This is a genomic window from Streptomyces sp. NPDC053076 (assembly GCF_044546845.1).
Taxonomy (GTDB): domain Bacteria; phylum Actinomycetota; class Actinomycetes; order Streptomycetales; family Streptomycetaceae; genus Streptomyces.
This window is the reverse complement of sequence record NZ_JBITZL010000006.1, coordinates 386573-410824: the sequence shown is the minus strand read 5'-3', so window position 1 is coordinate 410824 and position 24252 is coordinate 386573. Positions and strand designations below refer to the sequence as shown.

The 24252-nt window shown below is 71.6% G+C and carries 21 protein-coding genes; 5 read left to right on the top strand and 16 right to left on the bottom strand.

Annotation, left to right across the window (positions count from 1 at the left end):
• Nucleotides 1-45: 45 nt before the first annotated feature.
• The 7 genes from ACIGYR_RS25825 to ACIGYR_RS25795 form a co-directional block, all read right to left on the bottom strand.
• Nucleotides 46-1101 (bottom strand): BMP family protein, encoded by a 1056-nt coding sequence (locus ACIGYR_RS25825; protein WP_399597202.1) that lies wholly within the window; start codon nucleotides 1099-1101, stop codon nucleotides 46-48.
• 278 nt (nucleotides 1102-1379) lie between these two features.
• Nucleotides 1380-2615: an amidohydrolase gene (locus ACIGYR_RS25820; RefSeq protein ID WP_391840055.1), complete on the bottom strand. Its 1236-nt coding sequence runs from the start codon at nucleotides 2613-2615 to the stop codon at nucleotides 1380-1382.
• 207 nt (nucleotides 2616-2822) lie between these two features.
• Nucleotides 2823-2960 carry a hypothetical protein gene (locus tag ACIGYR_RS25815; protein WP_399597198.1) on the bottom strand — a complete coding sequence of 46 codons (138 nt, stop codon included), beginning with the start codon at nucleotides 2958-2960 and terminating at the stop codon, nucleotides 2823-2825.
• Nucleotides 2961-3265: 305 nt separating this feature from the next.
• Entirely contained in the window at nucleotides 3266-4414 is a 1149-nt protein-coding gene (locus ACIGYR_RS25810; protein ID WP_399597196.1) for a hypothetical protein, read from the bottom strand.
• A gap of 47 nt (nucleotides 4415-4461) precedes the next feature.
• On the bottom strand, nucleotides 4462-5400 hold the full coding sequence (locus tag ACIGYR_RS25805) for an N-acetylneuraminate synthase family protein (RefSeq protein WP_399597193.1): 939 nt from the start codon (nucleotides 5398-5400) through the stop codon (nucleotides 4462-4464).
• Between the two features lie 12 nt (nucleotides 5401-5412).
• Nucleotides 5413-6642 carry a cytidylyltransferase domain-containing protein gene (locus ACIGYR_RS25800; RefSeq protein WP_391840050.1) on the bottom strand — a complete coding sequence of 410 codons (1230 nt, stop codon included), beginning with the start codon at nucleotides 6640-6642 and terminating at the stop codon, nucleotides 5413-5415.
• A 23-nt stretch (nucleotides 6643-6665) separates the two neighbouring features.
• On the bottom strand, nucleotides 6666-7994 hold the full coding sequence (locus ACIGYR_RS25795) for a DUF6716 putative glycosyltransferase (protein WP_399597189.1): 1329 nt from the start codon (nucleotides 7992-7994) through the stop codon (nucleotides 6666-6668).
• A 198-nt stretch (nucleotides 7995-8192) separates the two neighbouring features.
• On the opposite strand from ACIGYR_RS25795, the gene ACIGYR_RS25790 reads away from it, so the two are divergent.
• The 3 genes from ACIGYR_RS25790 (at nucleotide 8193) to ACIGYR_RS25780 (ending at nucleotide 11954) form a co-directional block, all read left to right on the top strand.
• The gene (locus ACIGYR_RS25790; RefSeq protein ID WP_399598598.1) at nucleotides 8193-9173 is read left to right on the top strand and encodes a glycosyltransferase family 2 protein; all 981 of its coding nucleotides are present in this window, start codon (nucleotides 8193-8195) and stop codon (nucleotides 9171-9173) included.
• On the top strand, nucleotides 9173-10516 hold the full coding sequence (locus tag ACIGYR_RS25785; RefSeq protein WP_391840047.1) for a polysialyltransferase family glycosyltransferase: 1344 nt from the start codon (nucleotides 9173-9175) through the stop codon (nucleotides 10514-10516). The genes ACIGYR_RS25790 and ACIGYR_RS25785 overlap by 1 nt, the downstream gene beginning before the upstream one ends.
• A 256-nt stretch (nucleotides 10517-10772) precedes the next feature.
• Entirely contained in the window at nucleotides 10773-11954 is a 1182-nt protein-coding gene (locus tag ACIGYR_RS25780) for an acyltransferase family protein (protein WP_399597186.1), read from the top strand.
• An 82-nt stretch (nucleotides 11955-12036) separates the two neighbouring features.
• On the opposite strand, the gene ACIGYR_RS25775 is transcribed toward ACIGYR_RS25780, so the two are convergent.
• The 3 genes from ACIGYR_RS25775 to ACIGYR_RS25765 form a co-directional block, all read right to left on the bottom strand.
• On the bottom strand, nucleotides 12037-13452 hold the full coding sequence (locus ACIGYR_RS25775) for a polysialyltransferase family glycosyltransferase (protein ID WP_399597183.1): 1416 nt from the start codon (nucleotides 13450-13452) through the stop codon (nucleotides 12037-12039).
• Entirely contained in the window at nucleotides 13449-14435 is a 987-nt protein-coding gene (locus ACIGYR_RS25770) for a glycosyltransferase family 2 protein (protein WP_399597181.1), read from the bottom strand. The genes ACIGYR_RS25775 and ACIGYR_RS25770 overlap by 4 nt, the downstream gene beginning before the upstream one ends.
• Nucleotides 14436-14656: 221 nt before the next feature.
• On the bottom strand, nucleotides 14657-15307 hold the full coding sequence (locus tag ACIGYR_RS25765) for a TetR/AcrR family transcriptional regulator C-terminal domain-containing protein (RefSeq protein ID WP_399597179.1): 651 nt from the start codon (nucleotides 15305-15307) through the stop codon (nucleotides 14657-14659).
• 71 nt (nucleotides 15308-15378) lie between these two features.
• Between ACIGYR_RS25765 and ACIGYR_RS25760 the strand changes: the two genes are divergently transcribed.
• The gene (locus ACIGYR_RS25760; RefSeq protein WP_399597177.1) at nucleotides 15379-16755 is read left to right on the top strand and encodes an FAD-dependent monooxygenase; all 1377 of its coding nucleotides are present in this window, start codon (nucleotides 15379-15381) and stop codon (nucleotides 16753-16755) included.
• Nucleotides 16756-16772: 17 nt separating this feature from the next.
• Here the strand turns inward: ACIGYR_RS25760 and leuE are convergent, their stop codons facing one another.
• Together leuE and ACIGYR_RS25750 are read right to left on the bottom strand one after the other, a co-directional pair.
• Nucleotides 16773-17423, bottom strand: coding sequence for a leucine efflux protein LeuE (gene leuE / locus ACIGYR_RS25755; protein WP_399597175.1), 651 nt, complete (start codon nucleotides 17421-17423; stop codon nucleotides 16773-16775).
• Between the two features lie 111 nt (nucleotides 17424-17534).
• Nucleotides 17535-19115: a methylmalonyl-CoA mutase gene (locus ACIGYR_RS25750; RefSeq protein WP_399597173.1), complete on the bottom strand. Its 1581-nt coding sequence runs from the start codon at nucleotides 19113-19115 to the stop codon at nucleotides 17535-17537.
• Between the two features lie 79 nt (nucleotides 19116-19194).
• On the opposite strand from ACIGYR_RS25750, the gene ACIGYR_RS25745 reads away from it, so the two are divergent.
• The gene (locus ACIGYR_RS25745; RefSeq protein ID WP_399597171.1) at nucleotides 19195-20019 is read left to right on the top strand and encodes a L,D-transpeptidase family protein; all 825 of its coding nucleotides are present in this window, start codon (nucleotides 19195-19197) and stop codon (nucleotides 20017-20019) included.
• 488 nt (nucleotides 20020-20507) lie between these two features.
• Here the strand turns inward: ACIGYR_RS25745 and ACIGYR_RS25740 are convergent, their stop codons facing one another.
• The 4 genes from ACIGYR_RS25740 to ACIGYR_RS25725 all read right to left on the bottom strand — a co-directional run bounded on the left by ACIGYR_RS25740 (nucleotide 20508) and on the right by ACIGYR_RS25725 (nucleotide 24246).
• Entirely contained in the window at nucleotides 20508-21761 is a 1254-nt protein-coding gene (locus ACIGYR_RS25740) for a hypothetical protein (protein WP_399597168.1), read from the bottom strand.
• Nucleotides 21761-22423: an RNA polymerase sigma factor gene (locus ACIGYR_RS25735; RefSeq protein WP_399597166.1), complete on the bottom strand. Its 663-nt coding sequence runs from the start codon at nucleotides 22421-22423 to the stop codon at nucleotides 21761-21763. The genes ACIGYR_RS25740 and ACIGYR_RS25735 overlap by 1 nt, the downstream gene beginning before the upstream one ends.
• Nucleotides 22424-22824: 401 nt before the next feature.
• On the bottom strand, nucleotides 22825-23289 hold the full coding sequence (locus tag ACIGYR_RS25730; RefSeq protein ID WP_399597163.1) for a hypothetical protein: 465 nt from the start codon (nucleotides 23287-23289) through the stop codon (nucleotides 22825-22827).
• Between the two features lie 315 nt (nucleotides 23290-23604).
• The gene (locus ACIGYR_RS25725; protein ID WP_399597161.1) at nucleotides 23605-24246 is read right to left on the bottom strand and encodes an RNA polymerase sigma factor; all 642 of its coding nucleotides are present in this window, start codon (nucleotides 24244-24246) and stop codon (nucleotides 23605-23607) included.
• Nucleotides 24247-24252 lie beyond the last annotated feature (6 nt).

Sequence of the window (24252 nt, the reverse complement as noted above, 5' to 3'; positions counted from 1 at the left end):
AAGGGCGCCCCGCGCCGAGCCTGGAGTCCGACGGGACCCGTCAGGTCACGGGGTGGTCTTGACCTTGATCGAGCCGTCGACGATCTTCTTCTTCGCCGCGTCCAGCTTGGCCTGGATGTCGTCGATGAAGCCGCCGCTGGTGGCCAGCGAAACGCCGTCCTTGGCGAGCGAGTAGCTGTTGGTGCCGGTCAGCGGCTTGCCGTCGTGGACCGACTTGACGAAGTCGTAGACACCGACGTCGACGTTCTTGACCATCGAGGTCAGGATCGCCTTCTTGTACTTGGCCAGACCCGGGATGTTGTACTGGTCCGAGTCCACGCCGATGGCCCAGGCGCCCTTCTTGCCGGCGACGGCCTCGATCGCGCCGTTGCCGGAGGAGCCGGCCGCCGTGTAGATGACGTCGGCGCCGTTGTCCAGCATGCCCTGCGCGGCCTCCTTGCCCTTGTCGGGGCTGGCGAAGCCGGAGGTGTCCGAGCCGTGCGACAGGTACTGCGTGTCGATCTTGATCTTCGGGTTGGTGTCCTTGACGCCCTGGACGTAACCCGCCTCGAACTTCTTGATCAGCGGGACGTCGACACCACCGATGAAGCCGACGTGCTTCGTCTTGGTCTTCAGCGCCGCGGCGACACCGGCCAGGTAGGAGCCCTGCTCCTCGGTGAAGTTGATGCTGTCGACGTTCTTGGCGTTCACGACCGAGTCGACGATGCCGAAGCTGGTCTTCGGGTACTTCGCGGCGACCTTGGTCATGGAGGCGGCGTAGGCGTAGCCGACACCGACGACCGGGTTGTAGCCCGCCTCCGCCAGGTCCGACAGACGCTGCTCACGGTCGGCCTCGGTGTCGGAGGTCTTGGCGGTCAGTTCCTTGATCTCGCCGCCGAACTCCTTCTTGGCCTTGTCGGCACCGCGCGCGGCGGAGTCGTTGAAGGAGCGGTCACCACGGCCGCCGACGTCGAACGCGAGACCGATCTTGACGCCCTTGCCGTCGCCCGAGGGGGACGAGCCGGCGTCGTTGTCGGAGGAGGTGCTGCCACAGGCAGTGGCAGTCAGTGCGAGTGCTGCGGACGCGATACACGCAGCGGAAAGCTTGGCTACCCGGCGCACGGGAAGGCTCCTTCACCTGACCTGAGCGCCATGTCGGCGCTTGATGGGAGCACCATGCCAGTGCTCCAGCCGAGACGCCCCATCGGCGTCGGCTTCGCGGCATCGTAACGCGCGTAGATGTCGCAAAAAACCCTCTCGCGAAGCCGTTATCGATTCGAGGCAAACGGTGTCTGAACTCGAACTGAGGGCCTTCTCACGGCGTTGTTGCGGACAGTATGCGAATGGCTTGCTTCTGTGTTGCGCCGGTCAGGGGAACGGCCCCCGAGGGGGCCGTCCGCTCACCCTCGCGTCGCGTCGGTGTCCAGGAAGGCCGCGGCGGTGAACATCTCCACGCCGACCGTGATCGCACGCTCGTCGGCGTCGAAGTCACCCTGGTGGAGATCGCGCACCGTGCGCTCACCGGGCCGGCGCACCCCGAGGCGGGCCATCGCTCCCGGCACCTCCTCCAGGTACCAGGAGAAGTCCTCGCCGCCGAGGCTCTGCTCCGTGCTCTCCACGGAACGCATGCCCCGCCGGGCGACCATGGCCCGGCGCAGCAGCTCGGTGGACTGCCGGTCGTTCACCACGGGCGGCACGCCCCGCATGTAGTTGATCTCCGACTTGGCGCGGTGCAGCGTGGCGACCTCGTCGATGGCCTCGTGCACGATGTCGGGCGCGTCCCGCCAGGCGTCCAGATCCAGGCAGCGGATGGTCCCGGACAGCTCGGCGTGCTGCGGCACGACGTTCGGGGCATGGCCGGACTCGATCCGGCCCCAGGTCAGCGCGAGCCCGGCGCGGGTGTCGACGCGCCGCGCGATGAGCGCGGGCACGTCGATGGCCACGCGGGCGGCGGCGGTGACCAGGTCGGTGGTCAGGTGGGGACGGGCGGTGTGCCCGCCGGGTCCGTCGAGCGCGATCTCCAGCCGGTCGCAGGCACTGGTGATCGGCCCGTGCCGCAGCCCGACCTTCCCCGCGTCCACCCGGGGGTCGCAGTGCACGGCCAGGATCCGGCCGACGCCTTCGAGCACCCCGTCGGCGATGGCGCCGAGAGCCCCGCCGGGCAGCACCTCCTCGGCGGGCTGGAACACCAGCCGCACCGGACGGGACAGCAGCCGCTTGGCGTGCAGGTCGGCGAGGACGAGCCCGGCGCCGAGGACGACGCTGGTGTGCACGTCGTGGCCGCAGGCGTGGGCGCGGTCGGGCACGGTCGAGCGGTAGGGGCAGTCCGTCTTGGTGTCCGGGATGGGCAGCGCGTCGATGTCCGCGCGCAGCGCCAGGATGGGTACGGCCGAACGCTCACCCTCCGTGACCCCGATGTCGCAGACGAGTCCGGTTCCGGTGGCGAGGACTCGGGGCCGGAGCCCTGCCTGCTCGAGCCGCTCCTTGATCGCGGCGGTCGTACGGAACTCCTGGTTGCCCAGCTCGGGGTGCATGTGCAAGTCGCGGCGGAAGGCGACGAGTTCGGCGTGCAGGGACTCGCTCAGCACGCCGGGGAGCACATCCCCCGAAAGGCCGGCCTCGGACTCTAGGGACATCAATTGCTTCACCCTCTGAAGGGTAGGACGCCCACTGATCAACTACCCCTCGATCAACAAAAGTTCAGCCCGTTAGGGGAAGAAAATCTGACCGGCGGACGCATGGCGGCGGACTACGGTGGGTAAAACCTCTGCTTCCTCTCTCCACCCATACCACGCATCACAGCAATCACGCGCGCGATGTCCACGAACCGGACCCCGCCCGCTTCATCCGGCTGATGCGTACGCCGGTCTTCGCCCGGGGCCGAGGTGCGTGCCGGAGCCGTCGGCGGTCATGTCGCATCCGGTGAGGGTGGTGAACATGAGGGGCACGGCGACCGCCAGGACGCCCGGCCTGATCTTCACGTCGGGGAGTCTCTCCCACTTCACATGATCCCAGGAACCGGGCCCGTCCGGGAACGTGTCGAACGCCGGCCACCGTCGTCTGCGTAGTGGCCGTAGGGCGCGTCCGTGACAATCTTGTCCGGTGCGTCATAGCCCAGCCAGGTGATCGTGGAGACGGATCGACCGCCGGCCTCGTGCGGGCGGAACCGTGTGCCGCCGCATCCGCTTCCAGTCGCTCCCGCACCAGCTGGAAAACGGTACGGCGATGCGACCGCGGAGCACCTGAGCATCCGTACCCACGGCCGACGGCCGCGGGTCGGGCCGGGCTACTCCGGGCTCACCGCTGCCAGCCGGTGGACGTCCCGGGCCGTGTCGGTCACGCCCGACAGGAAGCCCTGGGCCCGTGGGGAGGCGGTGTCCGTGAGCCAGGTCGGGTCGATGTCGCAGACCGCCACCCGGACGCCCGTGCCGGCCAGGGCCAGCGGGAGGGTGTGCACCACCGTGGAGGGGAAGCTGAGGACCGTCCGGCCGATGGGACCGCGACGGGCGATCAGTTCCAGCGGCAGGTCCGGACGCACTATCTCCAGTCCCGTCTCGACGGCCAGGCGGTGCAGCTTGTCGGTGCTCTCCCGGCGGTGGGCGAAGTAGCGGGCGGCGCCGTGCGCCTTGGCCAGGTGGCGGACGGCCTCCAGATAGCAGTCGCCGTCCACGACCCCGGTCTCCACCAGGGAGGTGCCGACCATGTCCGCGCCCTTGGTGATGCGCGGCGGTCCGAAGCGGGCGCGGGTCCAGGCGAAGTCGTTGGCGGTGACGGTGACGCCCTCGGGGGTCTCGGTCACCGGCATGGAGGAGAAGACCTCGACGCGCCGGTGGTCGCTCGGGGTGAGGCGGCGCCGGGCGGAGGAGGAGACCGGCGCGAAGAGCAGGTCGCGGGCGCCGGGCCGGCCGCCCTTGCGGTGCCAGCGGACCAGGCGTTCACCACGGGCCAGCTGGGCGACGAACTCCATCGTCGCCGTGCCGTCGTCGACCACGACCAGGTCCTTGGCCCGGGTGATGGTCAACAGGAGCTGCACGTAGCGGGAGAACGGGTCCCCCATCACGATGCGGTCGGCCCGGCGGAGGGAACCCGCCAGGCCGCCGATCGTGTGGAACGGCGCGGTCGTACCGCCCCGCGCCTCTTCCCAGCGCACCAGGTACCCCTCGTCCCGGGCCAGGTCGGCCATCCGGCGCAGCTGGCCCCGGGTCATGGGGTCGGTCGGGGACAGGACGACGACGGTGAGCTCCGCGTCGGCCGGCTGTATGGCACCGGCCGGCATCCGCCGGGCCTGTGCGGGCACGGCCTGCCGTTCCGGCTCGGCGCCGCCGCGCCGACCGTGCAGGTGCGCCCACTCCAGTACGTTCAGCAGCTGTACCGGGCTCTCCACGAAGGCGAGCGTGTGGGCAGGGGGGCCGGCCTGACCGGCGCGGGGGCTCATCGGCGTACGACCGTCCCGTCGTAGGGCAGCTAAGGCGATCAGGGTGCTCAGACCGAGACCGGCTCGCCCGCCGCCGCGGCGATCTCCGCCTCGGCGACGACACCGGCGACGCGGCGCAGCTTCTTCATCGGGCCCAGCTCGGAGTCGTAGACCTTCTTGACGCCGTCGCCGAGGGACGCCTCGATGGTGCGGATGTCACGGACGAGGCGGGTGAGGCCCTGAGGCTCCACGGAGGCGGCCTGGTCGGAGCCCCACATGGCGCGGTCGAGGGTGATGTGACGCTCGACGAAGGTCGCCCCGAGCGCGACCGCGGCGAGGGTGGTCTGCAGGCCCGTCTCGTGACCGGAGTAACCGATCGGGACGTTCGGGAACTCCTTCTCCAGCGTGTTGATCGCGCGGAGGTTCAGCTCCTCGGCCTTGGCCGGGTAGGTGGAGGTGGCGTGGCACATGAGGATGTTGTCGCTGCCCAGGACCTCGACCGCGTGGCGGATCTGCTTCGGCGTCGACATGCCGGTGGAGAGGATCACCGAGCGGCCGGTGGCGCGCAGGGCGCGCAGCAGCTCGTCGTCCGTGAGGGAGGCGGAGGCCACCTTGTGGGCGGGGACGTCGAACTTCTCCAGGAAGGCGACGGCCTCGGTGTCCCACGGGGAGGCGAACCAGTCGATCCCCTTCTCCTTGCAGTACTGGTCGATCTGGCGGTACTCGTCCTCACCGAACTCCACGCGGTGGCGGTAGTCGATGTAGGTCATCCGGCCCCAGGGGGTGTCGCGCTCGATGTCCCACTGGTCGCGGGGCGTGCAGATCTCGGGGGTGCGCTTCTGGAACTTGACGGCGTCACAGCCGGCCTCGGCGGCCACGTCGATCAGCTTGAAGGCGTTCTCCAGCTCACCGTTGTGGTTGATGCCGATCTCGCCGCAGATGTAGACGGGCTTGCCGGGGCCTACCTCGCGCGAACCGAACGTGCGCAGACGGGAGTTGGTGCTCATCAGGGGGTGTCCTTACTTGGGGAGGGAATCGAGAGAGGGGCCGAGGATCCAGCTGGCGATCTCTCGGATCGCGCCGTCGCCGCCGGGGACGGTGGTGACCGCGCGTGCGGCGCCGCGTACGACGTCATGGGCGCTCGCGACCGCCACGGGCCAGCCGACGAGGGCGAAGCACGGGAGGTCGTTGACGTCGTTGCCGACGTAGAGCACGCGCTCCGGCGCGATGCCCTGCTCCTCGCACCACTGCTTCAGGGCGAGGTCTTTCCGGTCGATGCCGTGCAGCACGGGGATCTTCAGCTTCCGTGCCCGGGCGGCGACGACCGGGTTCTGTTCCGTGGACAGGATCAGCATCTTCAGGCCGCTCCTGCGCAGCGCCGCGATGCCGAGTCCGTCACCGCGGTGCACGGCGACGAACTCCCGTCCGTCGGAGTCGACCAGCACCCGGTCGTCGGTCTGGGTGCCGTCGAAGTCCAGTACGACCGCGTCCACGTCGTCGGCGGTCGGCAGCGAACCGGGGCGGTCCGCGTCGAAGAGGGGGGCGAGGGCCCGGGCCCGCGCCAGGTCGTGCGGGTCGTCGATCTCCAGCACCCGGGCCGGGTCGGTGCGCACCAGCTCGGTGTGGCCGAAGAAGCGGTGGCGCTGCTCGCGGAAGCCGGCCGCGTCCATGGCGTAGGCGGCGCCGGTCTCCAGGAAGTCCTGGGGGCGGTCCTGGCGGCGCGGGCGGTAGGACTTGTCGTGGTTGACGCCCGCCCCGCCCTCGGCCTCCACCTCGGCCTCCCGCCAGATGAAGCCGTGGAAGGGAGCCACGGTGACGGCGGTGTCGGCGCCGTTCTCGGCGACCGCGGCGGCCACCCCGTCGATGTCCTCGCGGATCAGGAACGGGCTGGTGCACTGCACGAGCAGGACCACGTCGACCGCGGCGCCGTGCAGCGCCTCGTGGGTGTCCATGGCGTGCAGGACCGCGGCCTCCGAGGTGGCGGTGTCACCGGCGATGGCGGCGGGCCGCAGCACGACCTCGGCGCCGGCCTCCCGCGCGGCGGCGGCGATGGCCTGGTCGTCGGTGGAGACGACGACATCGGTCACCAGCCGGGTCGCCCGGCACTCGCGCACCGCGCGCGCCACCAGCGGGACACCGCCCACGGGGGCGAGGTTCTTCGCGGGGACGCCCTTGGAGCCGCCGCGCGCGGGGATCACCGCGAGCACCCGGCGGACCGTTGCGGCCGGTCCGGCTTCCGAGTGGGACATGGGGTCTACTCCTTGCAGTGAGGTCACAGCTCGCCCATCCGCCGGATCACGGGGGCGACCCGCTGGACGCCGTGCCGGTAGGCGCCTCGCGCGGCCCGGCGCACGATCTGCCGGACGGGACCGGGCGCCTTGTCGGCGGCGGGCGCGCCGGGCAGCGGTACGCCGTCGGGGCCGAGGTGATGACGGGCGAGGATGCCGGGCAGATAACCGGGCGCGGTCTCGCGGGTGTAGTAAGGGTTCAGGGGCGGCAGGCCGCCCGGCCGGTCCAGCAGCTTGGCGATGCGCTCGCGGGCGGTGTCGAACGCGGTGGCGTAGGAACCTCCCCCGGAGGAGGTGCCCGCGGCCGCCACGCCCTGCCGGGCCACCCACTCCTCGTCCGGCACCGGCCGGTGCCCGGCGTCGAGCTGGTCCCAGGAGGCGAGGCAGCCCGAGCCGGTGAAGTGGTGGTTACCGAGCACCTCGCGCACCCCGAGGTCGGTGAGGACGGCCGTGGGGATACGGCGGTGCAGGGCCTCCAGGGCGGCGGTGGAGCTGACCGTGACGAGCAGGTCGGTGCGGTCGAGCACCTCGCCCATGTGCCCGTACACCAGACGGAAGTTGGCCGGCAGGTCCTTGCCCTGGACCAGCTTCTGGTACGGCAGCTCCTCGATGTGGGTGGTGTGCTCGCCGGGCTTGGAGCGCAGCTTCAGCAGCACCTCGCGCCCGGGGTGCCGCCGGGCGTGTTCCACCAGGCGGTCGAGCAGGTAGACGCGGTCCCGGCGGTTGTCCGGCACGGACGGCTGGACCGCGAACACCACCGTGTAGGGCTCGTGTTCGCCGGTGTAGGGCGCGCCGCCCAGGAAGGGCAGCGCGACCTCGGTGACCGAGGAGGCGTCGGCGCCCACCCCCTCGTACACGGCCCGGAACCGGTCCGCGTCATGGCGGGAGTTGGCGAGGACGAGGTCCGCGCCGTGCCGCAGCAGCAGTCCGTCGGTGAGCTTCTCGTAGACGACCCCGACATAGCCGGTGACGACCACGGGACGCCGCCCGGAGCCCCAGGCGGCGCGCAGCCCGTGCAGCATCGCCTGGACGCCGCCGCCGACCAGGGCGAGGACGAGGATGTCGTACGACTCCTCGGTCATGGCGCGCACGAACTCGACGCCGGTGACCTCGTTCAGGGAGTCGGCCTGGACGCCGACCTCCCCGAGCTGGCGGGCGGTTGGGGTGGCGCGTCCCCGCAGCAGATAGCCGTCGAGCCGGACCTCGGCAGCCGCGGGAGCGAGGCGCTGCGCGGTGAGCGCGCCCCACTTCCAGCGGGTGTCGGAGTCCGCGAGGACGGCGACCCGCAGGGACTTCGTAGCACTTGCTGGCACATCGAAGACGCTAGGAAGCGATTCCAAGGTTCCACCCAACCTGAATACAACAAACGGTTAACAGCGCGTCGCCGAATGGCGAATCAGGCGCTGATCACACCGGAAAACAGTCTGGTTCACAGCTTTGCCACGTGTAGTTCACCTGAAATCAAGGAGACAGTCAGGACGCGGGCCGGGCTTCCCTCTAACGTCATCCGGGTGGTGAAGCTCTCGGTCATCGTGCCCTTCTACAACGTCCAGCAATACGCGCCAGACACGCTGAAGAGCCTGCGTGCGAACACGCGTGAGGACTTCGAATTCATTCTCGTCGACGACTGCTCGCGCGACGAGACTCCGGAGATCCTGGCGCGCGCGGAACGCGAACTGCCCGGCGCGGTCCTGGTCAGACATGAGCAGAACGGAGGGCTGGCGACCGCGCGCAACACCGGCATCGACCGGGCGCGCGGCGAGTACCTGACGTTCCTGGACGGTGACGACTGGCTCGCCCCCGGGTACTACCCGCAACTGGTCGCGGCCATGGACGAGCTGGGCTGCGACTTCGTCCGCACCGACCATGTGCAGTGCACCGGCCGGGCCCGTGCCGTCCACCGGGTCCCGCAGGGCCGCCGCGGTGTCGTGCTGAACCCGCGGGACACGATCCTGCCCGCGGACCGGTCCACCTCCGTCGACTACGCGTACGCGTGGGCGGGCGTCTATCACCGCCGGCTCGTCGACCAGGGCCTGCTGCACTTCACCCACGGGCTGCGCACGGCCGAGGACCGGCCGTGGATCTGGAAGCTGCACCGGGAGGCGAAGTCTTTCGCCGCCGTCGGTCTGCTCGGCGTGTATTACCGGCGCGGGGTCGCTTCGTCGCTCACCCAGATCGGTGATGTCCGTCAACTGGATTTCATCCGCGCATTCGACCAGGTGATCGAGGAAACGGCGCGGGATCCCGAGGCCGATAAGCTGCTGCCGAAAGCCGTGCGCACGTATTGCGCCATCATGGCCCATCACCTCGGATCGATCGAGAGGTTCGAACCCGCCGTGGCTCGACAATTGCGTTCCCTGAGCGCGGCCGCGCTGAAAAGGCTGCCGCAGGACGTGCTGGCGCAGGTCCTGGACTCGATGGACCCGCAGCGCGCGAGCCGGCTGCGGCGGCTCAGGCGCCGGCCGGCCGGGGCCCGGACGGTGGCCGCCTGATGCCCCGCACCACCCACATCTTCTGCGCGTCGACGCTGTATGGAGCGGCCACCCTGGCCGCCGCCCTCGACGCGGGGTTGTTCGCACCGGCGGACCGCCGGCTGCTCGTCGTCACCAACAACGCGGCCAACCCCGAGACCACGCCGTCCGTGGACCGGATGCCGGGCTTCCCCGGCATCGGCGACCGCTTCGACGGGGTGCTGTCCTGGAACGAGGCCATCGCGCCCCTGCACCCGAGCGGTTGGGGCCCACGCGCCAACGACATTCCCATGTGGGAGCGGTACGTACGGCTGCTGTGGGGGCTCGGTGACGACCAGATCCAGCTCACCGTGGAATCCGTGCAGGTCAATCCGGCGCTCGCGCTGTGCCAGCTGTTCACCGGCGCTCCCGTCGATGTCTACGCCGACGGCCTCATAAGCTATGGCCCCACGCGCGACAAGATCGACCCGTTGGTCGGCACGCGCATCGAGCGTCTCCTCCACCTCGACCTGGTCCCCGGGCTGACCCCGCTGCTGCTCACCGAGTTCGGTGTGCGGCCGGAACTGGTGCCCACCGAGGTGTTCCTGAAGGTGCTGGAGGAACTCACCGAGGACGAAACCGAGCTGCCGGGCACCGGCGAGCCGCGGCCCGCGCTGCTCCTCGGCCAGTACCTCTCGGCGCTGGACATCCTCAGTGCCGCCGAGGAGGAGGAACTGCACCTGAGGATGGTGCGCGGCGCGGTGGCGCTCGGCCATCGCAGGCTGGTCTTCAAGCCGCACCCGGTGGCGCCCGCCCACTGGTCACGGCTGCTGGAGAAGGAGGCGGACCGGCTCGGCGCCGAACTCACCGTGCTCGACGTGCCCGTGCTCGCCGAGGTGGCGTTCCGGCGGCTGCGTCCCGCACTGGTCGTCGGCTGCTTCTCCACCGCGCTGTTCACGGCGGCCGCGCTGTACGGTCTGCCCGTCGCCCGGGTCGGCACCGACACCGTCCTGGCCCGGCTCACGCCCTACCAGAACAGCAACCGGGTCCCGGTCACCATCGCCGACGCGCTGCTGCCCGAGCTCGGCGACGGCGAGAGCGTGTCCGGCTGGTCGATGCCTTCGCGGGAACGCGTGGACGAACTGGCCGCGCTGCTCGCGGCGGTGGGCTTCGCCATGCAGCCGAAGATCTATCCGGAGCTGCGGGGTGCCGCCGAGAGCTACCTCTCCCGGCACCTCGACCCGCACACCTGGCGCTACTTCAAGCGCCGCCGGCTGACGTCGCTGGCCCTCCCGGGCGCGGTGCCCGCGCAGTTGTCGTTCATCCCACGCAACGCGACCGTGCGCCGGATCGCCCGCCGGGCCCGGGCGCTGGCGCGGCGCTGAGTCCGCCGCCTGCCCCCGCGTCTTCCCCCGCGTCTTCCCACGCCTCTTCCCACGCGTCGCTCCCCGCAGGACCGGGGGGCGACGCGCTTTTTCTGCACCCGGACGTCAACCAGGCGCCACATCTTTCACCCGCACGACATCTGTGCGATTGCTGCACGTCAACTTTGGATCGCTTTTCCTCCGTCGGGGTTGCGTAGCGTCGTTTCGTTGACTCACGGACGACACCGGATTTCGCACCCGCCGAAAGAGGCCCACGATGAAATCGGCCGACCAGACCCTCGCACCGGCGAGCACTGTCGGGGCGCTGCCCGCAGAACGGCTGCCGGTTCCCGGCACGTTGCCGGCCGGCCCCGTCCGCAAGCGCGCGGGTGACCGGCTGCGTGCCCTGGACGGGCTGCGACTGCTGGCCGCGCTGATGGTCTGCCTCTACCACTTCGCGGGCAAGAACGGAGAGGTCGCCTCCTCCTGGCACCAGTCCCCGGGCAAGGTGTTCCCGACCCTGTCACAAGCGGCGACCTACGGCTGCCTGGGCGTCCAGTTCTTCTTCGTCATCAGCGGCTTCGTGATCTGCATGAGCAGCTGGGGCCGCACCCTGGGTGACTTCTTCCGCTCCCGCGTCTCCCGGCTCTATCCGGCCTACTGGGCGGCCCTGCTCATCGTGGGCGCCGCCGCGGTCCTCCTGCCGGTGGTGGTGCACCCGCTCAGGTCGGACGAGTTCCTGATGAACTTCACCATGCTGCAGCAGCCGATGGGCGTGCCGCGGGTGCTGGGCGTGTGCTGGACGCTCTGGGTGGAGATGCGGTTCTACGTGCTCTTCGCGCTCTTCGTGATCTGGCGGGGCGTCACCTACCGGCGGGTGGTGACCTTCTGCATCCTGTGGACACTGGCCGGCGCCTTCGCCCGCGTCGCCGACCTCCCGCTCACCGACGAGCTGGTGATGCGGGACCACGCGCCGTACTTCATCGGCGGCCTGGCCCTCTACCTGATCCACCGCTTCGGCAGCGACCTGCTGCTGTGGGGCATCGTCGGCATGTCCTTCCTGCTGGGACAGCGCTACTCGGTCACGGCCCTGTGGCACCCGGGCGCGCACGGCGGCTTCCCACGCGATCCGCACGTCATCCAGGCAATCGTCTTCCTGTCCTTCGCGGCGGTCGCGGTGGTGGCGCTGGGCTGGACGCGCTGGGCCGACTGGCGCTGGCTGTCGGTGGCCGGGGCGCTGACGTACCCCTTCTACCTGATCCACGAGCACCTGGGCTGGTTCGTCATCCGGGTGCTGCACCGGGGCGTCGGCCTCGGCCCGTGGCCCACGCTCGCCGCGACGGTGGCCGGGCTGCTGGGGCTCGCCTGGCTGATGCACCGCTTCGTGGAACGGCCGTTCGGGCCCCGGCTGAAGCGGGCGCTGGCGGCGAAGCGGCCGAGGGCCGTCCCCGTGCGCTGAGCGGGCCCGCGCCGCAGGTGAAAGACGGCGGCCGGTGGGAGCGGATCACTCCCACCGGCCGCCGTGTCGTTCCCGGGTGCAGTTACCGCTGGCGTGCGCGGATCTGCTTCACGGCCTTGCGCACGGCGGGGTGGCGGCGCAGCGCCTCGGCCCGTACGGGGCTGCCGCCGGGCAGGCGGAGCGCGGTCAGGCGGCGCTTCTTGAAGTACTGCGGACACTCGGCGAGGTGCGCGCCCAGCCAGGCGGCGGCTTCCTCGTGCAGGCCGGGGTGCTTGCGGGACTGCATGCAGTAGCCGACGGTGCGCACGAGCGGCCCGAGCCTGTCGCCGAGCGAGCCGAGCGGGAGCGGGGCGCCCGTCTCGTCGCGTTCCGCGTCGGGCAGGGCCGCGTCGATGATCGTGAGCGGGATGCGGTTGCTGTTCTCGTACGGCGTGATGCGGTCCAGGAGCAGTTCCGTGCCCACCCGGGCGACCGGGATGCCGTAGAAGGCGGCGGCCGTCATCAACGCGGTGGAGAAGCAGCCGACGACCAGTTCCGGCTTCAGGTGGGCGAAGACCGTCTCGGCGAGCACCGGCTCGCTCAGCACGGTCAGCCGCACCCCGAGTGCCGTGGCCTGCGCCTCCAGCGACTTGTTGTAGACGGAAGGAGCGCTGGGGTGGGGCTTGAAGAGGACGGCGCGGTGTCCGGCGCGGGCGGCGGCGCGCAGCATCCGGACGTGGAGTTCCTCCTCCTCGTCCTGCGTGATCAGGTTGATGGCCGAGAGGTACTGGCCGAGCAGCACCGCGGTGGGGCGGTCGTCGGCGGGGAGCCGGTCGGCGAGGATCCCGGCTCCCTCCGCACCGATCTGGGAGAGGACCTCGACGATGGACTCGTTCGGCACGGCCACGGGCTCCACCCCGTACTCGGCCAGGAGCATCGGACGCAGCCCGGGTATCAGGTCGAGGTGGAGCACCCGCGCGATGCGGCTGCTCATGCCGTGCGGGATGCGGTTGCGGGTGGGGCCGTAGCTCATCAGGCCGTCCGCGTACACGTGGATCGGGCTGTCGGCGAAGATGTCGGCCACCGCGCGGGAGGGGTTGGCCTGGATCGACTCGCAGGCGATCTCGACCGGCTCGTCACCCAGGTTCCAGGCCAGGCGTACGGCCTTCTCCCACAGCACCAGGTCCTTGCCGCGCGGCGACCAGCCGGCCGGGTGGTGCGGGGAGATGAAGTCGTTCCAGGAGCGGACCTCGTCGAACTCCGGGCGCAGCCGCTCGAATCCGGGCATCCGGTCCAGCGGGGTGCCGACCTCGGGGACGGCGGCGGTGTTGCTGACCACGAGGATGCGGCGGTGCTCGGCGCGCGGGCCGAAGAGCCCGGCGCGCAGGGCGGCGGTGACGGTGGCGGCCGCGTACTGGGTGGCCGAGAAGAAGATCTGGGTCGCCCCGCGCCGGGGCGTGCCCCCGGCCGTCGCCGGGGCCGTGCCCGCGCCGGTGTCCGTACGGTCCGTGCCGCTCATGCGGCGACTCCCTTCATGCCGCCGCGTATGCGCCGCAGGACGTGTACGCGTGCCTCGCCCATGCCGACGAGGGCTTCGTTCAGTTCTTCCTCCGACATCCGCATCAGCGTCTCACCGGCCAGCTGCCGCAGCCTGGCCGCGACGCTGCGTTCGAACCGGTCCCGGTTCAGGAGCTGGTGGGCGATGACGACGCAGTAGTTGCGCAGCGCCTTCTTGCGCAGCGTGCCGACCTCGGGGTCGTCGGCGAGTTCGCCGAGGACCAGGTCGAAGGAGCGGAAGAAGTCCAGCTGGCGCACGTCGCCGATCTGGGTGAGCGAGCTGGCGACGCCCCTGCGGTAGAAGACGCCGCGCAGGCTGGCGACGGCGTAGGACTCCGCCCTGCGGTGCAGCTCCCAGATCCAGGGGCGGTCCTCGGCGGTGCGCAGCCCGTCGTGGAAGCGCAGCAGACCGCGGTCGAGCAGGCGCCGGTGGTAGATGCCGGCCCAGGCGTACGGGTAGTCCACCATGGTCGTCTCGTCGACGGGAAGGATGGAGCTGCGCGGGTCGAGCGCGGTGTGCCGGCGTCCTTCCGGCGCCCGGTGGACGGCGCGTTCGACGCCGGTCACCTGGACGTGGTCGGTGCGTACGAAGTCCACATCCAGGCGCTCGATCCGGTCCACCAGGCTCTCGAGGTAGCCGGGGGCGAGCCAGTCGTCGCCGTCGAGGAAGGTGAGGTAGCGGCCTTCCGCCGCGTCGATGCCGGTGTTGCGCGCGGTGGCCAGTCCGCCGTTCTGCTCGTGCCGGATCACCCTGCTGTTCGGCAGCCGTTTCGTCAGTTCCAGCAACGCCTCATACGTCTTGTCCTTGGTCGACCGGTCCTCGATGAGAAGGAACTCGAAGTCGCTTCGGGCGTTGTGGACAAGACTGGCGACCGTCTCCGATATATACGCCTCGACGTTGTAGCAGGGGATGATCACCGACAGTTTCGGGGAGCGGTTGGTCACACGTACACCCGGGCTCTCTCAGGGGCAGGTCATCTCAGGGGCAGGTCGCTGCGACCGTGGAATGTGTTCGACGGTCGCTGCGACCGTAGAAAGTGTTCGACTCCGGGCAGCAACCCCGGCCGGAACACGAGGTGAACGAGAAGTGGCGGCATGAAGTCGCCCCTCGGGGTACACCCGTACGTCACCGGTCGAACGCACACCCAGGGTCCGCGCGCCCGCGCTCAGCCGATGCCGTACCGCGCCGCGATGCCCGTGATCAACAGCTGAAGCCCCTCCTCGAACTGCTCGTCGTAACCGTCGAAGAGCAGCTTCCCGGCCTCGGCGGCCAGCGGGTACTCGGCCATCCGCCGGGCGCGTTCCTCGACGTCGTAGCCCTCCCGGCGTTCGTCCGGCAGCGGCTGTACCCCCTGCTCCTCGGTGACGAAGCCGAGGGTGTACATGTGCGTGGTGCGGGCCGCCCGGACGGCATCGGCGAGCGTGAAGCCGGCCTCCGTCAGCAGGCGCAGGGTCGCCTCCATCTCGCGTGCGTGGTCCACGCCCGTGAAGCGTGAGCCGCTGTAGACCTTGGCGCCGTCGCGGTAACCGAGCAGCACGGCGCGCAGTCCGCGGTTGGCCTTCAGCAGCCGCTCCCGCCAGGTGTCGGCGGGGTCGAGCGTGGCACCGGCGACCATCCGCCGGTACATCTCCGTCGCCATCTCGTCCAGCAGCGCCTGCTTGTCCTTGAAGTGCCAGTACAGGGCGGGCGCCTTGACGTCCAGCTCCCTGGCGATGGCACGCAGGGTCAGCCCCTCCAGACCGACCTCGTTCAGCAGCCGCAGCGCCGTGTCGGCGACGCGTCGGCGGTCCAGGGGGGCACGTTTCTCGGGACTCACGCTTGACAGCTTAACAGCGTTAAGGGCACGGTGGTCGGCGACGGCACTTAACAGCGTTAAGGAGATGTGGCATGGATGTCGTGATCGTGGGAGCGGGTCCGACGGGTCTGGCCCTCGGCATCGACCTCGCCCGCCGCGGGGTGGAGGCCCTGGTGGTGGAGCGGGAGGAGGGACTCTTCCCCGGCTCGCGCGGCAAGGGGATCCAGCCCCGCACCCAGGAGGTCTTCGACGACCTCGGTGTCCTGGACGCGATCCGGGCGGTCGGCGGCCCCTACCCGGCCCGGATGATCTGGAAGGACGGCGAGCGGATCGGCGAGCAGCCGATGTTCGAGGAGATCCCGGCGGACGAGGGCACGCCGTACACCGATGCGCTGATGGTCGCGCAGTGGCGGACCCAGGAGGTGCTGTACGCGCGGCTGGTGGAGCTGGGCGGCCGGGTGGCCTTCGGACGCGAGGTGACGGGTCTGGAGCAGGACGCGGACGGCGTGACCGTGCGGTTCACCGACGGCACGACCGCCCGCGCGGGATACGTCGTCGCGGCCGACGGGGGCCGCTCGGTGATCCGGCGCACGCTGGGTGTCGGCATGACCGGGGAGACGGTCGACCCGGCGTCGTTCCTGGTGGCCGACGTACGGCTGACGGGCCTCGACCGCGACCACTGGCACACGTTCCCGGCGGCCGGGGAAACCGGCCTCGCGCTGTGCCCGCTCGCCGGCACGGACGACTTCCAGCTCCAGGGACGCCTGCCCGAGGGCACCGGGGTCGAGCTGTCCCTGGACGGTGTCCGGAAGCTGGTGGCCGCGTACACGCACCTGGACGCCGGGCACGTGACCGAGCTGCGCTGGATCTCCGACTTCCGGCCGCGCACCGGCCTGGCGGAGCGATTCCGGGTGGGCCGGGTGTTCCTGGCGGGCGACGCGGCGCACGTCCACTCCCCGGCCGGCGGCCAGGGCCTGAACACCAGCGTCCAGGACGCCTACAACCTGGGCTGGAAACTGGGCGCGGTGCTGCGGGCCGGGGCGCCTGAGGCGCTGCTGGACACCTACGAGGAGGAGCGGCGCGCCAACGCGGCCGACATGCTGGGCCTGTCGACGGCGGTGCACCGCGGGGAGGTGCAGCGCGGCAAGGCGACGGTGCAGTTGGGGCTGGGCTACCGGGAGTCCTCGCTCAGCGTGGACTCCCGTACGGCTGCGGCCGGGATCCGGGCGGGGGACCGGGCACCGGACGGCAGGGCGGACGGCGTACGGCTCTTCGACGCGTTCCGGGGACCGCACTGGACGCTGCTGGGAGCGTCGCTGCCGGACGTCCGGTCGCTCCCGTCGGCTCCGGAGTCCTACGGGCCGGGAGTCTTCCTGATCCGTCCGGACGGGTACGTCGGCTGGGCGGGCGACACCACCGAGGGCCTGCGGGAGTACGCGGAAGGGGTGGGAACCCTCGTGGTGCCGTAGGGCGGAACCCCGAGCGGTCAGGCGCCGGCCAGCGACAACTTCACCGCGAACCCGAGGAACAGGGCACCCGCCGCCGAAGTGGCCGTGGCCGACAGCCGCTTGCGGCGCCGGAACGCCGCGGCGAGGCGGGTGCCGCCGAATATCAGGCCGCTGAGGTACAGGCAGCTGGCCAGCTGGGCGAGGGTGCCGAGGACGACGAAGGACAGGGCGGGGTAGGCGTAGCCCGGATCCACGAACTGCACGAAGAAGGCGACGAAGAAGAGGATCGCCTTGGGGTTGAAGAGGCTGACGACGAAGGCACGGCGGAAGGGCCGCTCGTCGGTGACCTTGGCGGGGACGGCGTCCTCGACGGTCCGCTCGCCCCGGGCCCGCCACATCTGCCACGCGGACCGCAGCATCCCGATCGCCAGCCAGGTCAGATAGCCCGCACCGGCGTACTTCACGATCCCGAACAGCAGGGCGTTGCCCTGGAGCAGCGAGGCGACGCCGGCGGCGGACAGAGTCATCAGCACGGTGTCCCCGCACCACACGCCCGCGGCGGCGGTGTATCCCGCCCGCACACCACGGCGGGCGGCCACGGAGAGCACGTAGAGGGAGTTGGGACCGGGCAGCAGGACGATCAGGATCAGGCCCGCGAGGTACGTGGGGAGGTCGATGACGCCGAACATGGAAGGAGTGTCGCACGGGGGTACGACACCGCGGACCGGGGCGGGTCACCCCTCCCGGGCGCGCCCCGCACACGTGACGTACCCGGCACGTGACGTACCCGGAAATGTCCTTCAGAACGCGTCATTCGGTACGTGACTCCCCCACACCTCCCGCAGCGCCCCGCAGACCTCCCCCACCGTCACCCGCCCCCGCAACGCCTCCTTCATCGGGTACAGGACGTTGTCCTGGCCTTCGGCGGCCTTCCTCAAGGCGTCCAGCGCCGCCTCCACCGCCCCCTGGTCCCGCTCGGCCCGCAGCCTGGCCAACCGCTCGGCCTGCCGGGCCTCGATCGCAGGGTCCACCCGCAACGGCTCGTACGGCTCCTCCTCGTCCAGCTGGAAGCGGTTGACGCCGACCACCACCCGCTCGCCGGAGTCGGTCTCCCGCGCGATGCGGTAGGCGTTCCGTTCGATCTCGGACTTCTGGAAGCCCCGTTCGATCGCCGCGACCGCCCCGCCCAGGTCCTCGATCCTGCGCATCAGGCCGACGGCGGCCTCCTCCACGTCGTCCGTCATCCGCTCGACCGCGTAGGAGCCCGCGAAGGGGTCCACCGTCGCCGGTACGTCCGTCTCGTGGGCCAGCACCTGCTGGGTGCGCAGCGCCAGCCGGGCGCTTTTGTCCGTCGGCAGCGCGATCGCCTCGTCGAAGGAGTTGGTGTGCAGGGACTGGGTGCCACCGAGCACGGCCGCCAGGGCCTGGACGGCCACCCGGACCAGGTTCACCTCCGGCTGCTGGGCCGTCAGCTGGACCCCGGCGGTCTGGGTGTGGAAGCGCAGCATGAGGGACTTCGGATTCCGCGCCCCGAACTCCTCCCGCATCACCCGCGCCCAGATCCTGCGCGCCGCGCGGAACTTGGCGACCTCCTCCAGCAGCGTCGTACGGGCCACGAAGAAGAAGGACAGGCGGGGGGCGAAGTCGTCGACGTCCAGGCCGGCCGCCACCGCGGTGCGGACGTACTCGATGCCGTCGGCGAGGGTGAAGGCGATCTCCTGCGCGGGGGACGCGCCCGCCTCGGCCATGTGGTAACCGGAGATCGAGATCGTGTTCCACCTCGGCATCTCCGTTCTGCAGTACTTGAAGATGTCCGCCGTCAGACGCAGGGAGGGCTTGGGCGGGAAGATGTAGGTGCCCCGCGCGATGTACTCCTTCAGCACGTCGTTCTGGATGGTGCCGGTCAGCCGGTCAGCCGGGACGCCCTGTTCCTCGGCCACCAGCTGGTAGAGCAGGAGCAGCAGCGCGGCCGGCGCGTTGATCGTCATGGAGGTGGAGACCTGGTCCAGCGGGATGCCGTCGAACAGCAGCCGCATGTCCTCGATCGAATCGACGGCCACGCCCACCTTGCCCACCTCGCCGTGCGCCAGGGGGGCGTCCGAGTCGTGGCCCATCTGGGTCGGCAGGTCGAAGGCGACGGACAGGCCGGTGGTGCCGTGGGCGATCAACTGCCGGTAGCGGACGTTGGACTCGGCCGCCGTGCCGAAGCCCGCGTACTGGCGCATGGTCCAGGGGCGGCCGGTGTACATCGTCGGGTACACCCCGCGGGTGAACGGGTACGCGCCCGGCTCGCCCAGCTTCCGGTCCGGGTCCCAGCCGGTCAGGTCGGCCGGCCCGTAGACCGGCTCGATCGGCAGGCCCGACTCCGACTCACGTGCCATGGATGCCTCCGCAGTACGACGCGTACCCCTCACCATGCCCCGTAGTTCGACGCCGGTCACGCGGGGAAGCATCCACGGCATGAGGATCCCGGGGACACCCGCCGCCCTGCTCGCCTCGACCGCCGCCGCGGTCACCGCTCTCGCCGCGCTCTGCGGATGCACCGTGCAGCCGCAGGACGCCGACGGCAAGCGCGGTCTGCCGGTGCACATCCGGCTGCCGGACAGCCGGGCTTCCGGGCCGGCCGGGACGACACCCGCCGCTCAGCCGGCGCCGCGGGTGCTGTGGTCGCGCGGGGACGACGGGCCGGCGGTACGGGAGCTCCAGGCGCGACTGCGCCAGGTGGCCTGGCTGGCCGAGGGGCCGACGGGGTCGTACGACGGTCCGACCGAGCGGGCGGTCAGGGGCTTCCAGGGCAAGCGCGGGCTGCCGCGGACCGGCGCGACGGACGCCGAGACCTGGCGGCGGCTGGTGGCGATGACGCGTCCGCCGGGCAGGTGGGAGCTGTATCCGATGGGCGGTCAGCCGGCCGCCGCGCCGGATCCGCGCTGTCTGACCGGGCGGGTGCTGTGCATCAGCAAGGCCAGCCGGACACTGCGCTGGATGATCGACGGGCGGACCCTGTCCACGATGTCCGTGCGCTTCGGCACGCAGTACACCCCGACCCGCGAAGGTGTGTTCACCGTCTACTGGAAGTCACGGCACCATGTGTCGACCCTTTATGACGCGCCGATGCCGTACGCGATGTTCTTCAGCGGTGGCCAGGCGGTGCACTACTCGTACGACTTCGCGGCACGCGGCTACGCGGGCGGCTCGCACGGGTGCGTGAACGTCCGGGACGAGACGGCGATAGCCCGGCTCTTCGCCCAGGTGCGGATCGGCGACAAGGTCGTCGTCTCCTGGTGAGACCTGCCCGGCGAAAGCGGTGCGTTGCGGGGCGCGGGCGGGACCGGGGGAACGTGTCCCGCCCGCGCCGAGTGCACGAGCCCTGGGTACGGGGGGAACCCGGGCTCAGTGCGACGGCCGATGACCAGTCGGCTCACTCAGTACTGCGTCACCGACTCCAGAAACGTCACACCTCACGCCGAAAAACTTCCATGCCACGCAAAACCGCAGGTCAGAGAGTTGCGTCGGGCACCCGGGGGGGCGGGCCACGGCGACACAGAGGAGACGCCGCAGGTGGGAGGGGTGGCGTGAGGCGGGAGGCAGGACGACGGGGCTGGGCGGACGAGGGCCGTGAGATCGAGGGGAGGGCGACGGCGCTGATCTGACGCGGCCGTGCAGCGGGAGGGAGGGCGACGGGGCTGGGCGGACGAGGGCCGTGAGGTCGACGGGAGGGCGACGGCGCTGATCTGACGCGGGCCGTGCAGCGGGAGGGAGGGCGACGGGGCTGGTCAGTGTGTGGTGTGCGTGGGGCTCGGCGAGGGGGCCGGCTGTCGGTCGCCCGGGCGGGCGGGGTGCGGGGCGGACGTGGAGGAAGAGGGGGGAGCAGCAGGTACGGCGCCACCTCGGTGCCGGCCACCCTCGCCGTGACTCCGTTGACCGTGACCGTGGCCGTGGCTGTGGTCGCGGGTGTGGCCGTGGTCCCGGCTGTGGCCGTCGCCGCCCCCGCCGTCGCCCCTGTGGTGACCGTCGCCCTTGCCGCCTTTGCCGCCCCTGTCGCCTTTACCGCCCTTGCCGCCCTTGCCGACGCTGTCGCCCTTGCCGTCCTTGTCGCCTTTACCGTCCTTGTCGCCCTTGCCGTCCTTGCCCGTCCGCTTGTCTCTGTCATGTCCTTTGCCGGTGTCCCCGCCCGTACCTCCGTTCGTGGCGCCGGAGGCGGCGTCGCCGGAGGTCAGCAGAACCTTGCAGTACCTGGTCACCCGGGTGGGACCGCCCGCCAGGTTCTCCAGGGCGCGCTTACGGCCGGCGTCCAGGCCATTGCCGTCCCGCAGGGCGCGGCAGGCCGCGGCGACGCCGGGCCACCCGGAGCCGGACGTCGCGGAGGGGGATCCCGAGCCGGGAACGGCGCCCCGGCCCGTGCCGTGGTCCTCTCCGGCCTCGTCGGAACCGGCGTCGCGGCGCCCCTCCGCACCGCCACCGGGCACGCCCGTGCCCGTCCCCGTCCCGCCACCCGGTGTGACCGGCGGGGACGGAGAGCCGAGCGGCTGCCCGGTGGTCGTGTCGGCCGAGGCGGAGGCGCCGGGCCGGGGATGCTCGTCACCGAACGGCGTGGGCAGCACTCCGCTGCCGGCGGCCACGGCGACCCCGCCGAGCGTACCGACGGCCAGCGCGGCGGCGAGCGCCAGGCGTGCCGGGCGGGCCCAGCCGGGCCGCCGGGCCGGGATTCCGGTACGGGCCGGGGCGCCGATGCGGACCAGGCCCGCGTCGGTGCCGGGTGCCGGCGTGCGGGCGGCGACGGGGGCGCGGGCGGCGGCGGCGCGCTCCGCCTCGGCGGCCTCCCGGGCCTTACGGAACGCGGCCAGCGCGGCCTGCTCACCGGGGAGTTCACCGGCGGCGGGGGCCGCCTCCGCGGACAGCGCGCCGAGCGCCTGGGAGAGGCGTTCGGCCTGGTCACGGGCAGAGGGGTCGACGGCTTCCAGCGACTCACCGCGCAGCAGACGTTCCGCCGTCTCACGGTTCAGCCACTTGTACTGCTCGTCGGCCATCACATGTCCTTCTGCGTCCGCGCACGCGTATGCGTCACAGTTGCGGACGTCACCGCGCCGCGACGCGGTTCTCGCTGTGGTGGAAGTCCGTCGAGTCCACCCGCCGATTCCGGATCCGCGCCGATCAGCTCCGCGAGTCGCTTCAGGCCGCGGTGCGCGGCGGTACGGACGGCACCCGCGCGTTTGCCGAGCGTCTCGGCGGCGGTCTTGGCGTCCAGGCCCATGACCACGCGCAGGACGACCGCCTCGGCCTGGTCCTGCGGGAGCCGGGCGATCAGGGAGAGGGTGCTGCCGGTGGTCAGGGCCTCGATGGCCTCGCCGGCCGTGTCGGAGTCGGCGGCCCTGCCGGTCAGCTCCGTCTCGTCGCCACCTATGGCGGGGCGTCGCCCGCGCATGCGGATGTGGTCCAGTGCGCGGTTGCGGGCTATCCGGGCGGCCCAGCCGCGGAACCGGTCGGCGTCACCGCTGAAGCGGTCGAGATCCCGGGCGATCTGGAGCCATGCCTCGGACGTGACGTCCTCGGCGTCCGGGTCACCGACCAGTGTGCGGACGTATCCGAGCAGCCTCGGGTGCACCGCGCGATACACCGTACGGAACGCGGTCTCGTCCCCGCCCTGTGCCGCACACACCGCGGTGGTCAGCTCCGCGTCGTCCCCCAGCACCGTACTCCTTCAACGCCTGTCTTCGGTCGGCGCGAAAGGCACGTTACGGCGTTAAACCGCTGCTCGTCCATGTCTGTAGAAGATGCAACTAACTCGTGACCGGGTTCGTATGTGCACAGGGTGATGCCGTGACGTGGCCGGGTGTGACAGAAACCGCACTCGCGGCGCTGAAGGAAGTGCGGGCCGCGCGCGGCCCGTCCGCGCGACGGCCGGGGCCTCTCCTGTGGGGGGTGGCGGCCCCGGCCGTTGCCTCGGTGCCGCCGGCCGGCGCCCATCGCCCGCCGGCTTCCCACCGAGCGGCTTCTCCTGACCGCCACCGCCGTCCTCACCCCGACCGGGTGTCCTCACCCCTGCCGGGTGTCCCCACCACTGCCGCGTGTCGTCGCCACTGCCGGGTGTCCTCACCCTCGCCGGGTGTCCCCACCAATGCCGGTGCCGCTGCAATCGCCCGGCCGGCCGGTGTCCGTTCCGGTGGACCGGGGCGTGGTCGGACCGTCGGCGTCCGTACCGGTGCCGGTGGAGCCGAGCGCCGCGACGGCGAGCGGGCCCAGGGTGAGGCTCGCGAGCCTCGGCGAGAGCGCGGTCCCCGGTGAGCGCCGGGCGCGGGCCGGCCGCCCGGGCCGCCAGTCGTCCCGGGCGCGGGTCCGCGCGTCGTGCGCGCCCGCGTCGCGAGCGGCCCGGAAGGCGGCCACGGCGCCGCGCTCGGCCTCGGGGTCGATCCCCGCGGCGCGCAGTGCGGCGCCGAAACGTGTCTCCAGCCGGGACGTCCCGCGGGAGATGTCGACCGGTTCGGGCACGGCGACCGTGCCGCCGGGGTGCACGTGCCGGCCGCCGCGTGGCCCGTCGCCGCTGTGCCGTTCACCCATGTCCGTTCCCGCCCTCGTCCGGTCCGCCCCGAGATCCACACACCCTTGAGGCCGACGCGCCACACACCCTTGAGGCCGACGCGCCACACACCCTTGAGGCCGACGCGCCACACACCCTTGAGGCCGACGCGCCACACACCCGTGAGGCCGACGCGCCACACACCCGTGAGGCCGACGCGCCACACACCCGTGAGGCCGACGCGCCACACGCCCTTGAGGCCGAAGCGCCGCACGCCGCCCCCGCGGCGAAGGCGCCCTGCGCCCCCGCGGCCGACGCGCCGTCCGCCCTCATATACGTCCCGCGCCCGCTGCCGTTCATCTCGACTCACCCGGCGCCGGGGGATCGCCGTCCCCCACGGGCTGGGCGCGCTCGTCCGCCGGGCCGGGGGCGCCGAGCCGGCGGGCCAGGCCGCGCAGCCCCCGGTACGCGGCCGTACGGACGGCGCCGGGGCGCTTGCCGAGGACGCGGGCGGCGGCCGGCCCGTCGAGGCCGACGACCACCCGCAGCAGGACCGCCTCGGCCTGGTCCCGGGGCAGCGCGCGCACCAGCTCCAGCGCGCGTTCGGTGGAAAGCGACTCCAGCGCCTGGTCGTGGGTGCTGTGCCGGCCGGGCAGTTCCAGGACGTCCTCTTCGAGCCGTGCCACCCGCGGCCGTACCCGTTGCCGGCGCAGATGGTCCAGGGCGCGGTGCCGGGCGATGGTCGCGGTCCAGCCACGGAACCCCGCGCCGTCACCCTGGAACCGGCCGAGGTCCCGGGCGATCTCCAGCCATGCCTCGGAGGCGACGTCCTCCGCGTCCTCGCCGACCAGGCCCCGCAGATAGCCCAGCAGGCCGGGCTGCACGATCCGGTAGGCCACCGCGAAGGCGGTCTCGTCACCCTCCTGGGCCCGCGCGACGGCCGCGCCCAGCTCCCCGTCCCGCGGCTGCGGGCGGCGGGGCTCCCCTCCCTGGCCCAAGACCGT